9 protein-coding genes are annotated in these 13,846 nt (G+C 61.2%); 6 read left to right on the forward strand and 3 right to left on the reverse strand.

All coding sequences use genetic code 11. The annotated features are described in order from the left end of the window. The first annotated feature begins 182 nt into the window (after window positions 1-182). Window positions 183-1,808 carry a pyoverdine maturation tyrosinase PvdP gene (gene pvdP / locus J0G10_RS10655; RefSeq protein WP_116255266.1) on the forward strand — a complete coding sequence of 542 codons (1,626 nt, stop codon included), beginning with the start codon at window positions 183-185 and terminating at the stop codon, window positions 1,806-1,808. Between the two features lie 159 nt (window positions 1,809-1,967). Here the strand turns inward: pvdP and J0G10_RS10660 are convergent, their stop codons facing one another. Genes J0G10_RS10660 through J0G10_RS10670 form a run of 3 tightly spaced genes read right to left on the reverse strand, consistent with a single transcriptional unit; the run spans window position 1,968 to window position 6,507 of the window. Beyond that, window positions 1,968-3,362 (reverse strand): efflux transporter outer membrane subunit, encoded by a 1,395-nt coding sequence (locus J0G10_RS10660; protein WP_220558411.1) that lies wholly within the window; start codon window positions 3,360-3,362, stop codon window positions 1,968-1,970. Window positions 3,363-3,369: 7 nt separating this feature from the next. Then, entirely contained in the window at window positions 3,370-5,343 is a 1,974-nt protein-coding gene (locus J0G10_RS10665; protein ID WP_095047688.1) for a MacB family efflux pump subunit, read from the reverse strand. Further along, a complete protein-coding gene (locus J0G10_RS10670) occupies window positions 5,344-6,507 on the reverse strand; it encodes an efflux RND transporter periplasmic adaptor subunit (RefSeq protein WP_095047687.1) in 1,164 nt (387 codons plus the stop codon). A 322-nt stretch (window positions 6,508-6,829) separates the two neighbouring features. Between J0G10_RS10670 and J0G10_RS10675 the strand changes: the two genes are divergently transcribed. The 5 genes from J0G10_RS10675 (at window position 6,830) to J0G10_RS10695 (ending at window position 13,744) form a co-directional block, all read left to right on the forward strand. Next, the gene (locus tag J0G10_RS10675; protein ID WP_042704912.1) at window positions 6,830-7,312 is read left to right on the forward strand and encodes a sigma-70 family RNA polymerase sigma factor; all 483 of its coding nucleotides are present in this window, start codon (window positions 6,830-6,832) and stop codon (window positions 7,310-7,312) included. Between the two features lie 131 nt (window positions 7,313-7,443). Next, window positions 7,444-8,778 (forward strand): lysine N(6)-hydroxylase/L-ornithine N(5)-oxygenase family protein, encoded by a 1,335-nt coding sequence (locus tag J0G10_RS10680; protein ID WP_220558412.1) that lies wholly within the window; start codon window positions 7,444-7,446, stop codon window positions 8,776-8,778. 577 nt (window positions 8,779-9,355) lie between these two features. Continuing rightward, window positions 9,356-12,055, forward strand: a complete 2,700-nt coding sequence (mgtA, locus tag J0G10_RS10685; RefSeq protein WP_095047685.1) for a magnesium-translocating P-type ATPase — start codon at window positions 9,356-9,358, stop codon at window positions 12,053-12,055. A gap of 126 nt (window positions 12,056-12,181) precedes the next feature. Continuing rightward, entirely contained in the window at window positions 12,182-12,898 is a 717-nt protein-coding gene (locus J0G10_RS10690) for an MgtC/SapB family protein (RefSeq protein ID WP_007913384.1), read from the forward strand. A gap of 312 nt (window positions 12,899-13,210) precedes the next feature. After that, on the forward strand, window positions 13,211-13,744 hold the full coding sequence (locus tag J0G10_RS10695; RefSeq protein WP_095047684.1) for a fimbrial protein: 534 nt from the start codon (window positions 13,211-13,213) through the stop codon (window positions 13,742-13,744). Window positions 13,745-13,846 lie beyond the last annotated feature (102 nt).

A 13,846-nucleotide genomic window follows, 5' to 3' on the forward strand; every position in this document is an offset into this window, starting at 1 on the left:
GAGGTGCAGGCGCAGGGGCCTTTGCTATCTGGGAGGAACGAGTGGCCGGGCGGGTAATTTAGTCGCGCGCAGGAAAAGCGCTGACGGCGCGCAGCGATCTTTTGCCGGGGCCATAAATTTCCCCGGCGAGCAAACGTTCTAGCTTGGATAAAGCCTGCTTCATGGCTGACACAGGTAGGGCAATGACGATCTCTCGACGCTGGTTCATGGCGGGCATGGCACTCACGGGCGCCGCGCTGCCTGCCGCTTTTTATGCACATCGTGAGCTGACCCGCGAGGAGTTTCCGATCACCCCGGGCGAGGCTACGGTCGATCTGGCCGATACCGCCGGACAGCAGTTGGCGGACAACCTGCGCGGCGTCTGGGATATCCGTTTCAGCGGATCTGCGGCCGGGCTTGATGGCTTGCCACGCGACGGCCTCGAGTTGTTTCTCGACATTGCCCACCGGGGGCGCGGTTTGCGCGGGTTTCTCGATACCGGTGCCAACCTGCGCTCAGAAGCGCCTGCGCGTTACCAAGTGATCGGCGATCTGGCGCCGGGCAACGGCGCCGAAATGTACTGGCGGCTGATGCGCACCGATGCGCCGCAAGCGCCGCCGGTCTACGAATTCAAAGTCAAACTCGACGAAGTCTGGGCGGCGTTCGGCAATGCCGGCAGCGGCACGTTCACCGGGCAAGTGTTGCGCCTCGATCGGCCGTTGGCGCTGCCTGAACTGGACAATCATTTCATCGCCATCAAGCGACGTTTTCCCGAGGCCCGCGAACGCACCGGTTTGAACCCGACGCTGTTGGCGTGGCTGGTGGCGCCGGAACATCGCCTGTTCCACCAGCTCTGGCACGCCAGCCGCGACAAGTGGCACAAGCTCTCGGAGAAAAAACGCGACGCCCTGCGCGGTATTGGCTGGCAACCCGGCCCCCGTGACAAGGAGCGCGATGCCCGTGGGCCCAGCAAGGATCGTAACGGCTCTGGTATCGATTTTTTCTTCATGCACCGACACATGCTCGGCAAGGCCCGTTCGATGCAGGATTTGCCGTCATGGCAGGCCTTCCCGATGCCGCAGCCGGAGCTGGAGCGTGACCGCCAGGGCTTCGCCCGTTACTTCGACAATCACGACGGCGATGCACTACCACCGACGTGGCTGACTGAAGGTGACGACGAGTACACCAAGTGGGTCAGCGATATTAAAGCGGCCGAGACCTATCACAGTAATTTCCAGGTGTGGGAATCGCAGTACCGCGACCCGCGCTACCTGGCGAAACTCAGCCTCGGCCAGTTCGGTTCGGAAGTCGAATTGGGTCTGCACGACTGGCTGCACATGCGCTGGGCGTCGGTGGCGCGGGATCCGTCCAACGACATTCCGGTGCCGATGGCGCGCGATCAGGCAGATTTTGCCGCGCGCTGGTATGCGCCGGAAAACGACTTTCTCGGCGACCCGTTTTCCTCGCACGTGAACCCGGTGTTCTGGCGTTTCCACGGCTGGATCGATGATCGCATCGAAGACTGGTTCCGCGCCCACGAGCGCTTTCACCCGGGCGAAGTCAGCCGGCTGGAAGTCAACGGTGTGCCGTGGTTTGCGCCGGGTCGCTGGGTTGAGGTCGATGACCCGTGGCTGGGGCCGGACACCCATGGCTGCAGCACCGTGCCGGGGTTGCAGATCGGGCGCTCGGTGGAGATGGATCCTGAGACGATGAAGCTGGCGTTGCGCATCACCTTTGGCGATGAAGACAACATGGCCGACCTGTTCCGCAAAGTGCCGCAGCGACCGTGGTACGCGCGGCATCTGAAAGTGAAAGGGCGGCAACTCTGAGCGCAAAAAAATCGCAGCCCGGTGCTGCGATTTTTTTTGCCTAGGGATCTTGGTTGCCTGACCTGGCGCCTTCGCGAGCAGGGGGCTTTGTAAACGACGCAGATCCAATGTGGGAGCGAGCCTGCTCGCGAAGGCGTCAGTCCAGTCGATAATTTTCGCTCAGATAACCTGCCAGCCCCCGCCCAGCGCCTTGTACAGGGCAATGCTCGCCTGCAGTCGCGACAAGCGCAATTGCACATTCATATCCTGCGCCGCATACAAGGTGCGCTGGGTTTGCAGCACCGTCAGCAAGTCTTCGGCACCGGCCTGGTAGCGGCTCTGGGCAATGTCGAACGCGGTCTGCGCCTGGCTCAGTTCTTCGCTTTGCCACTGGCGCTGTTCGTCGAGGCCGCGAATGCTGCTCAGGGCTTTTTCCACGTCAGCGAAGCCATTGATGATCGCCCCTCGATAGGTTTTCAGCAGTTCGTCCTGACGCGCCTTGGCCTTGTCGCGCTCGGCGCTCAGGCGGCCGTTGTTGAAGATCGGCGCGGTCAATCCGGAAGACAGGTTGTAGAACGTGGTGCGCAGCAGGTCCGCCGCCAGATCGGCGCCAGTGCCGAGGCTGGCGGTCAGGGTGATTTTCGGCAGCATGGCGGCGCGGGCCACGCTGACGTCAGCCTGGGCCGCCGCCAGTTTGGCTTCGGCGCTGGCGATGTCCGGACGCCGGCTCAGCAAATCGCTGGGCACACCACTGGCGATGTTCGGCCATTGCAACTGTTCGAATGACTGTTGCGGTGCCGACAATGCCTGCACCGGTTGGCCGAGCAGGGCGGCGAGGGTGATCAAGGCTTCGCGGGCCTGTTGCTGCACCAGTGGCAATTTGCGCTGCTGTTCCGCTACCAGGCTTTTTTGCTGGGCCAGTTCCAGCGCGGTGGCGCTGCCGGCGTCGAAGCGGGTTTGCACCAAGTGCAGGACGTTTTGCGCGTTGGCCAGATTGAGCTCGGCAATGCGTGCCTGTTCGCGCAATGCCAAGGCCTGCGTGTAACTGTTGGCGACGCCGCTTTGCAGGGTCAGTTCGACGGTGGCACGGTCGAACTCGCTGGCCTGTACACCGAACACGGCGCTGTCGCGCGCCGCGCGTTTGCCGCCCCAGAAGTCGATTTCGTAACTGGCGCTCAGCTCGGCGTCGTAATAATCCAGCGAGCGATTGTCCGGGCTGACGTCGAGTTGGCTGTAGCCTTTGCCGTGCAACAGTTTCTGCCGGTTGGCATTGAGACCGGCCTTGATTTCCGGGAGCAGCGGGGCGCCGGCAATCGTCGCGCTGGCCTGGGCTTGCCTGACTCGCGCAACAGCGGCGCCGAGGTCATGGCTGCCCAGTCGCGCCTGTTCGACCAGTCGATCCAGCTCGGGGCTGCCGAACTGGGTCCACCATTGGCGGTTGCTCTGCACGGCACCGGGCTGCTCAGGTGATTGCCACGCGGCCGGTGGCAGCACGCCGCTGTCGGGGCGTGGCGCAGGGCTGTTGCAGGCCGCCAGCAACAGGCTGGCGGCAAGAATTGTCAGTGGCGCTTTCATAGGTCGATCATTCACTGGTAAGGGCCGTGACCGGGTCGAGCCGGGCAGCCTTGCGGGCAGGCATGAAGCCGAAGAGGACGCCGGTGGCCAGCGCGCAGGCGAACGCACCGATGACGGCCAGCCATTGAAACGCGATCGCCACGCCGCTGAACAACAGCACGCTGCCGACCAGCATCGCCAGGCTGATACCGGCCACGCCGCCGACCACCGAAAGCATCACCGCTTCGGTGAGAAACTGGCGCAGGATGTCGCGCTGACGCGCGCCCGTGGCCATGCGGATACCGATTTCCCGGGTGCGTTCGCGCACGGTCATGAGCATGATGTTCATCACCCCGATACCGCCGACCAGCAACGAGATCGCGGCGATGGCGCCGAGCATCAGCGACAGCGTGCCCTGCGTGCGTGCTTCGGCTTGAATCATTGCGGCGTTGTTGGTCAGTTCGAAATCCTTCTTGCCATTGTGTCGCCGCAGCATCGCCTGTTCGATCGCCTGCTCGGCGTCTTTGACTTTGCGTGCGTCCTTGGCGGCGATCACCACGTATTCCGGATTACGGCTGCCGAACAGGCGCGTGCTGGCCGCCGAGTAGGGCACGGCGATGCGGTTGTCGCTGTCGGAATCGCCGGAGCTCGAGCCCTTTTCCGCCAGAACACCGAGCACCTGAAACGGCACGTTTTCGATCAGGATGTATTGGCCGATCGGATCGGCGACATCCTTGAGCAGCTTGTCGCGCACCTTGGTGCCGATCACCGCCACGGCGGCGGCGCTGTCTTCATCGGCCTGGCTGAAGTAACTGCCCTGAACCACCGGCCAGTTGAAGATGCTCGGGAAATTGGTGTCGTTGCCACCGACGTAACTGCTGTGGTCGGCATTGCCGAAACGCACGCCAGCGGTCGAGCCGTTGACCGGCATGATCCGCTCGACCTGGGGCAGGGCGGCCAGTTCGGCGACGTCGTCGAGGGTGATGATGCCCGGTGGTGTGCGCGGATTGGGTGCGGCGCCGCTGAGGTAGATGATGTTGGAGCCGAAGGCGCCCATTTGCGCCATCACCTGGCGTTTGCTGCCTTCGCCCACCGCGAGCATCACCACCACCGAGGCCACGCCGATGACGATCCCGAGCAGGGTCAGCGCGGTGCGAAAACGATTGATCCACATGACCCGCCACGCCGCTTGCACGGCGTCGACCAGTTCAGCTTTCCAGGCGCCGGTCTGGGTGCTGCCGCTGCTCAGGCGCTGGCGCAGATCCACCGCTTGCAGGGCGCCGGGGTTGGCGCTGCGCGGTGGGGCTGACGGGTGTTCGGCGGTGTCGCTGATGATCAGCCCGTCACGAATTTCAATGATGCGCTTGGCTCGTTGTGCGACTTCGCGGTCGTGGGTGATGAGAATCACCACATGGCCCTGACTGGCGAGCTCATCGAGCAGGGTCATGACCTCGGCGCCGCTGTGGCTGTCGAGGGCGCCGGTGGGTTCGTCGGCGAGGATAATGTGGCCGCCGTTCATCAACGCCCGGGCAATCGACACCCGCTGTTGCTGACCGCCGGAAAGCTGATGCGGACGGTTGCCGGTGCGGCTGCCCAGGCCGAGCCGCTCCAGCAAGGCGCTGGCGCGCGCGTGGCGTTCGGCGGCCGGGGTGCCAGCGTAGATGGCCGGCATCTCGACGTTTTCCTGGGCAGAACCGGACGGAATCAGGTGATAACCCTGGAATACAAAACCAAACGCTTCGCGGCGCAGCCAGGCCAGTTCGTCAGTGTCGAGTCGGGCGACGTCTTCCCCGGCGAAGCGATATTCGCCGCTGGTAGGGCGGTCGAGGCAGCCGAGGATATTCATTAATGTCGACTTGCCGGAGCCGGACGCCCCGACGATGGCGACGAACTCACCGGCATGAATCGACAGATCAATGCCGCGTAATACTTCCACCAGCGGGCTGTCATTGCCGCCATAGGATTTGCGGATCTGCCGCAGGTCAATCAGTGGCGTTTGCATTCAGCCTCCGCTGCCGGTGGCCGGCGCGCTGAGAATGTGATCGCCTTCGGCCAGGCCTTCAAGCACTTGGGTGCGCAAGCGGTCGCTGATGCCGGTGCGCACTTCGCGGGGCTGGATTTCGCCATTGGCGGCGACGATCTGCGCCCGTTGCCATTGTGGGCGTGAGCCGGGTTGCAGGGCGGCGCTGGGCACGGTGAGGGTGTCTTGCGCCTGTTGCGCCACAAAGAACACCTGCGCAGTCATGTCGGTCATCAGGCTGTTGTCGGCGTTGTCGACGTCGAGCAATACGGTGTAGAGCACCACGCGTTCGCTGCCGCTGCGACCGCTGGTGGGGCTGCCACCCTGATTCTGTTCGAGCGGGCGCGGCGGCACCGGCAGAATTTGCCGGACGGTGCTGCTCCAGCGCCTACTGCCGCCGCTGAGCGTGGTGAAGTAGGCGGTCATGCCGGGTTTGACGTGGCCGATGTCCGCTTCGGAAACCTCGGCCCACACGGTCATCGGCGAAAGCCGGGCGATGCGCAGAATCAGCGGGGTTTGCTGCTGCGCGTTGAGCGTCTGGCCTTCGCGGGCGCCGACGGCGACGACGGTGCCGCTCATCGGCGCATAAATACGCGTGTAGCCGAGCTCCGCTTCGTCACTGCGCAGGCTGGCTTGAGCCTGGCGGATCTGCGCCTGGAACATGTCGATGCGTGCCTGCGTGGCGCGGACTTCGGCGCGGGCGGTCTGCACGTCTTCCTCACGGGTGGCGCCACCGGCGGCGAGTTTCTGCTGGCGCTGGTATTTCTGTTGCGCGAGGTCGTGCTGGGCGCGTTGCTCCTGCAACTGTGCCTTGAGGTTTTCGATGGAAAACCGCCCGGCATCCAGTTTGGCCTTTTGCGTGGAGGGGTCGATCTCTACCAGTAACTGGCCTTCCTTGACCGTGTCGCCAGCCTCGACATGAATCTTCTGGATCTGCCCGGATGCCTGCGCACCGACGTCCACATAACGACGTGGCTGCAACGTACCCAGTGCGGTCACGCTGTTTTCGATACTGCTACGCGTCACCTGCACCGTGGCGAGGGCGTCGCGCCCGGGCGGCAGGACTTGCCACGCGGCAACGGCGATCACGGGAATCAGGCAAAGGGCGGCGAACAGGGCGCGTCGGGCGGGGCGGGGACGTTTCATGCAGGGTTCCGGCCAGTGGAATCGGCCCGTCATTCGGCCAGTACACAGGCGTGCAGGGGCGCTGAACGCTGTCGCATGGCACGACAGATACGGGGAGCTGTCCTGTAAACGATGAATGCACAAGGGAATTTAAGCGCCGTACACATCAAGTAACAGGTAGCCAGACGCGACTATTTGGGGCGGATGTGGAAACAACTCTTTAAATCTATATGAGAATTACTATAAATTACGCACCTCACGTTGCCACTATCTTGCTACTGCGTTTGCGGCGGCTGGATCAGTGTGCTCAAGGACAGGAACTGCATCGATGCGGTCGGGAGTCATGTTGGAAAACTACTATCGCGAGCTGGTGTGTTTCCTTAACGCCAAGCTGGGCAACCGTCAGGTGGCCGAAGATGTGGTGCATGACGCTTATGTACGGGTACTGGAGCGTTCCAGCGACACACCGATCGAACAACCGCGGGCCTTCCTTTATCGCACGGCATTGAACCTGGTTATCGATGATCATCGGCGCAACGCCTTGCGCCAGGTCGAATCGCTCGATGTGCTGGACAGCGAAGAGCGCTATTTCACCCCGTCGCCCCACGGCACCCTCGACCACGGTCAACGTCTGGAGATGCTCCAGCGCGCGTTGGCCGAGTTGCCGCCGCGCTGCCGGGAAAGTTTTCTGCTGCGCAAGATCGAAGGTCTGTCCCATCCGGAAATTGCCGAGCATCTAGGGATTTCCAAGGCGTTGGTGGAAAAGCACATCGTCAACGCCATGAAACATTGCCGCTTGCGCATCAAACAATGGGACGCCCATTGATCCTTGCTGGTTAAATTTCCGTTCATCGTCCTCGTTCCTACTCAACAGACGACCTGCTGACCTGATTCAGGCCGGTCAGGCCACCCAGGCTTTATCCCCGCGTTGAGGGGTTCATCCAGAGGACACTGGAAATGACACAGGCAATTGCATCGCCCATCGTTCACGACCTGATCGGCGTCGGTTTCGGCCCTTCGAACCTGGCACTGGCCATCGCTCTGCAAGAGCGCGGCCCGACCCAGGGCGAGCTGGATGTGCTGTTCCTCGACAAACAGGCCAACTACAGCTGGCACGGCAACACCTTGTCGACGCAGAGCGAGTTGCAGATTTCCTTCCTCAAGGATCTGGTGACCCTGCGCAATCCGACCAGCCCGTACTCGTTCGTCAATTACCTCAAGTATCACGGTCGTCTGGTCGACTTTATCAACCTCGGCACCTTCTATCCGTGCCGCATGGAGTACAACGACTACCTGCGCTGGGTCGCCGGGCAGTTCACCGAGCAGAGCCGTTACGGCGAAGAAGTGCTGACCATCGAGCCAGTGCTGCACAACCACCAGGTTGAAGCGCTGCGGGTAATTTCCCGCGATAGCCAGGGCCTGCAACATGTACGCACCACCCGTTCGGTGGTGGTCAGCGCCGGTGGCACACCGCGTATTCCGGAGGCGTTCAAAGCGCTGAAGGGCGATAGCCGCGTGTTCCACCACTCGCAATACCTCTCGCAAATGGCCAGGCAGCCGTGCGTGAACAATCAGCCAATGAGCATCGCGATCATCGGCGGTGGGCAGAGTGCGGCGGAGGCCTTTATCGATCTGAACGATTCGTTCCCGTCGGTGCAGGTCGACATGATCCTGCGCGGCTCAGCCTTGAAGCCTGCTGACGACAGCCCGTTCGTCAACGAAGTGTTCTCGCCGGAGTTCACTGATCTGGTGTTCCAGCAGAACAGCGTCGAGCGTGAGCGTCTGGTCAACGAGTACCACAACACCAACTATTCGGTGGTCGACATCGACCTGATCGAGCGCATCTACGGCATCTTCTATCGGCAGAAAGTCTCGGGTGTTGCCCGCCACGCGTTCCGTACCCTGACCACCGTCGAGAAAGCCACCGCCACCGAAAACGGTATCGAACTGGCCGTGCGCAACAACGCCACCGGCGAAGTCACTGTACGCAATTACGACGCGGTTGTTCTGGCCACCGGTTACGAGCGGCAGATGCACCGCAAACTGCTGGCGCCGCTGGAAGAATACCTGGGCGATTTCGAGGTCGATCGCAATTACAAACTGATCACCGACGAACGCTGCCAGGCCGGCATCTACATGCAGGGCTTCTGCCAGGCCAGCCATGGTCTGAGCGACACGTTGCTGTCGGTGCTGCCGATTCGTGCGGACGAGATTGCAGGTTCGTTGTATGAACACGGCAAGAACCGTGGGCATCGGTCGATGGCGGATTTGTTGTTGGCAACTGCCAGCTAACGCCGATTTCCAGGCCAGATCATTCCCACGCTCTGCGTGGGAATGCCTCAACGGACGCTCCGCGTTCGGCCTTCGATAGGGACGCGGAGCGTCCCGGGCTGCATTCCCACGCAGAGCGTGGGAACGATCATCCTGAACCCTTCCTGAACATCCCCCACATTCCCCGACACACTGCCTTTTGCGGGTTTACTCTCCAGACATCGGGGCGTAAGCTTCGCGCGTTTTCATCAATAGCGGAGACCCACAGTGGGTACTTGTTCGAGTGACAGTTGTCGGCCGGTCTCGGTAACCGGCAGATTCTCGGCAAGATAACGCGCAGCCTTTCTCTGCCGTTGTCTCGCCGTAACAGCGAGCAGCGGCATCCCGTGCATGACCCGTCCTGGGCCATGTCTGGACGTTTCTTCTCATCGACGCTGAACAGAGCGTGATTTCGACTACACAGTCGTGATCGCAGCCCTATCGACACGCCTGTCGTTTCTGACCGGCGCGCCAGGCCTTGCCGTGCCGGTTTTTCCGGTGGACGAGGCGCGGCCGTACCTGCTTGACGGTTTCCCGGCTGACCATAGGGGCAACAGCCATGAAACTTACGCTCAAGGAATTCTTCGCAGGTTTTCTGCGGACCCGCCACATCGCCCGGCACTTCCGTCGTCTGGCGCTGCTGGAATCGATCAACGACACCACGGTCAGCCGTGAAGTCCCGCCGACTTTGGCCAACACCCTGGTCGATGCCGCGCATTGCGACAGCGGTGTGTTGCTCTCGTCATTGGGCACGCACTCCGATGGCCTCACCGATTTCGAAGTCGATGCGCTGCGTGCGCAATACGGCCTCAACGAAGTCGAACACGAACAACCGCTGCCATGGTGGATTCACCTGTGGCACTGCTACAAAAACCCGTTCAACTTGCTGCTGACGTTGTTGGCGGTGATCTCGTGGCTGACCGAAGACCTCAAGGCCGCCGTGGTGATTTTCTCCATGGTGGTGCTGTCGACGTTGCTGCGCTTCTGGCAGGAAAGCAAATCCAACCAGGCTGCCGACGCGCTGAAAGCCATGGTCAGCAACACCGCCACGGTGATGCGCCGTGACGCCCCACGCAGCGAATTGCCGATCAAGCAATTGGTGCCGGGCGATCTGATCGTCCTCTCGGCCGGTGACATGATTCCTGCCGATTGCCGCGTGCTTAGCGCCAAGGATCTGTTCGTCAGCCAAGCGGCGATGACCGGCGAATCGATGCCGGTGGAGAAGTTTCCGCGTCAGGCTGATCGCGACACGCGCAATCCTCTGGAGCTGGACAACATCCTGTTCATGGGCACCAACGTTGTCTCCGGCACGGCGGTGGCGGTGATTCTCACCACGGGCAACAGCACCTATTTCGGTGCGCTGGCCCAGCGTGTCGGCGCAACCGATCGCGCGGTGACTTCGTTCCAGCAAGGCGTGAATAAAGTCAGCTGGCTGTTGATCCGTTTCATGTTCGTGATGGCGCCGCTGGTGCTGTTCATCAACGGTTTCACCAAGGGTGACTGGACCGAAGCATTGCTGTTCGCGCTGTCGATTGCCGTCGGCCTGACCCCGGAAATGCTGCCGATGATCGTCACCTCGACGCTGGCCAAAGGCGCGGTGTTCCTGTCGCGTAAAAAAGTCATCGTCAAACGTCTCGATGCGATCCAGAACTTCGGCGCCATGGACGTGCTGTGCACCGACAAGACCGGCACGCTGACCCAGGACAAGATCTTCCTCGCGCGCAATGTCGATGTCTGGGGCGAAGACTCCGATGACGTGCTGGAAATGGCTTACCTGAACAGCTACTACCAGACCGGCCTGAAAAACCTGCTCGATGTCGCGGTGCTGGAACACGTGGAAATCCACCGTGAACTGAAAGTCGGCACGGCGTTTCGCAAGGTCGACGAGATCCCGTTCGACTTCAATCGTCGGCGTATGTCGGTGGTGGTCGAAGGACGTGGCCAGCCACATCAGTTGATTTGCAAAGGTGCCGTGGAAGAAGTCTTGGCGGTGTGCAGCCGCGTGCGTCACGGTGAGGTCGATGAAGCCTTGAGCGATGAATTGCTGACCCGGATTCGTCAGGTCACCGCAGCATTCAACGCTGAAGGCTTGCGCGTGGTGGCGGTGGCCGCCCGCTCGATGCCTGAAGGTCGCGAGATTTATAGCCTGGCCGATGAACAAGAACTGACGCTGATCGGCTATGTGGCGTTCCTCGATCCCCCGAAGGAAAGCACCGCGCCGGCGCTCAAGGCCTTGGCCGAACATGGCGTGGCGGTAAAAGTGCTGACCGGCGACAACGAACTGGTGACCGCGAAAATCTGCCGCGAAGTCGGTCTGGCTCAGCAGGGTTTGCTACTGGGTAACGACGTTGAACGCATGAGCGATGCCGAACTGGCGGTTGCCGTAGAGACCACCAACGTCTTCGCCAAACTGACGCCGTCGCACAAGGAGCGCATCGTGCGCATCCTCAAAGGCAACGGCCATGTGGTCGGCTTCATGGGTGACGGCATCAACGACGCTCCAGCCCTGCGCACCGCCGACATCGGTATATCCGTGGACAGTGCGGTGGACATCGCCAAGGAAGCCGCCGACATCATCCTCCTGGAAAAGAGCCTGATGGTGCTGGAGGAGGGCGTACTCGAAGGGCGGCGCACCTTCGCCAACATGCTCAAGTACATCAAGATGACCGCCAGCTCCAACTTCGGCAATGTGTTCTCGGTGCTGGTCGCCAGTGCGTTCATTCCGTTCCTGCCGATGCTGCCGATGCATCTGCTGGTGCAGAACCTGCTCTACGACATTTCGCAGATCGCCATTCCATTCGATAACGTCGATGAGGACATGCTGAAAAAACCACAACGCTGGCAGCCGGGTGACGTCGGGCGCTTCATGCTGTTCTTCGGCCCGATCAGTTCGATCTTTGACATCACCACGTTCGCCTTGATGTGGTACGTATTCGATGCCAACACCCCGGATCACCAGACCCTGTTTCAGTCCGGCTGGTTCGTGGTCGGGTTGCTGACCCAGACGCTGATCGTGCACATGATCCGCACGCCGAAGATTCCGTTCCTGCAAAGCCGCGCGGCCATGCCGCTGCTGGTCATGACCGGGATCATCATGGCGGTCGGCATCTTCCTGCCGATGGGGCCGCTGGCGCATTACTTCAAACTGCAGGCGTTGCCATCGCTGTACTTCGTGTTCCTGCCGGTGATTCTGCTGGCGTACATGGCGCTGACCCAGGCAGTGAAAGGGTTCTACATCCGCCGGTTCGGCTGGCAGTAATGCTGCCCCCTGTAGGAGTGAGCCTGCTCGCGATAGCAATCGGTCAGTCAACATTGCAATGACTGACACACCGCTATCGCGAGCAGGCTCACTCCTACAAAGGTTATGTGTTTCAAGGACAAGACTATGCAAGCCATCAACAACCTCAACCTCGATTCGCTGCTCGACACCCTCGTCAGCCTCAGTGCCGCCTTCATCCTCGGTGGCCTGATCGGTTTCGAACGTCAGTACCGGCAACGCACCGCCGGCCTGCGCACCAACGTGCTGGTCGCCGTCGGCGCAGCTATTTTCGTCGACATGGCCAACCGTCTCGCTGGTGCCGAAGGTGCGGTGCGCGTGGTTGCTTACGTGGTCTCCGGCATCGGCTTTCTCGGCGCCGGGGTGATCATGCGCGAAGAGGGCAACGTGCGCGGTCTCAATACCGCCGCGACCCTGTGGACCTCCGCGGCGGTCGGTGCCTGTGCCGGGGCCGATCTGCTCGCCGAAGCCGTACTCGGCACGCTATTCATTCTGGCCGCCAACACCTTGCTGCGGCCGATCGTCAACAACATCAACCGCCAGCCACTGGACGTGGTCTCGGCGGAAGTCACCAACATCGTCTACGTCATCGCCCGACGCTCCCAGCAAACCGCCGTGTTCGCCTTGCTTGAGGCCGAGCTTGAACGCAGCAACTACCCGGCCAGCGATGTTGATGTGCATGCCTTCGGCGCCGATGAAATCGAAATCGAAGCGACGCTGGCGACAACGTCGGTCGATGGCGATGAACTGGATGCGCTGGTGGCGCGGATCTCGACCTCGGCATTGGTGGTGCAGGCGTTCTGGAGTCCGAGTACCACGGAATGATCGTTTTCGGTTGCTGAGAATTGTCCTACAAGGCGGCAAGAAAGAACCTACATTTTCACCCTTGGGTCTCGATCACTATTTGTTCCGGAGCAGAGATGCCCGGCGTCCTGATGACTCGATGCGTTATTACGGAAGTGCAATGAATACCTGGAAAGTTCGGCAGGGAATGGCCGGAAAGAGGGGGGAACCATTCGTTGCAGATTCCGTGATGAAGGTTGTTCGCTACAGCGAGCAAGCCTGTTGTCGCTGATGAGTAATTGGGAGAGCCAGGCCGCTGGGCCGAATAAACAACTATCCCAAGAGATGTAAAAAATGAAAAAGATCGTCGCTGTTACCGCCGCTACCGTTGTCATGGGTCTCGCTTCTTTCGCCAATGCTGCGACGCCGGCTTCCGGCAACCCTGGCACCGTACGTTTCATTGGTGAAATCGTATCCGGCGCCTGCGGTATCGACGCCAGCTCTCTGGACCAGACCGTTTCCCTGGGTCAGGTGCCATCGAACCAGTTCAAGGCGATCGGTGATCGTTCGACGCCGACCAAGTTCGACATCATCCTGACCGACTGCGACACCACCACCCAGAAGAACGCCCGCTTCACCTTCAGCGGTGTGCAGGATCCAGCGGTTCCGGGCCTGTTCGCCACTACCGGTCTGGCGCAGAACGTCGGCATCCGTCTGCAGGCCAGCGCTGGCGAAATGCTCGATAACGGCACCGAGCAGGTCGCTCCGGTTGTGCTGCAAAACGGCAACAACACCGTGACCTTCGCCGCCATGTATGAAGCCACCGCTGCGACCGTCACCACCGGTGAAGCAGACAGCGTTGCGAACTTCACCGTGGCCTACAACTGATACCTCGGTATCGCACGTTGTAAGAGAAAGGGGTGAAAACCCCTTTTTTCTTTTCCGTCAAAGTTCTGATAAAGGCTATTTCCCGTGTACGGCCGAAAACTT

The organism is Pseudomonas germanica (assembly GCF_019614655.1).
Lineage (GTDB): Bacteria > Pseudomonadota > Gammaproteobacteria > Pseudomonadales > Pseudomonadaceae > Aquipseudomonas > Aquipseudomonas neuropathica.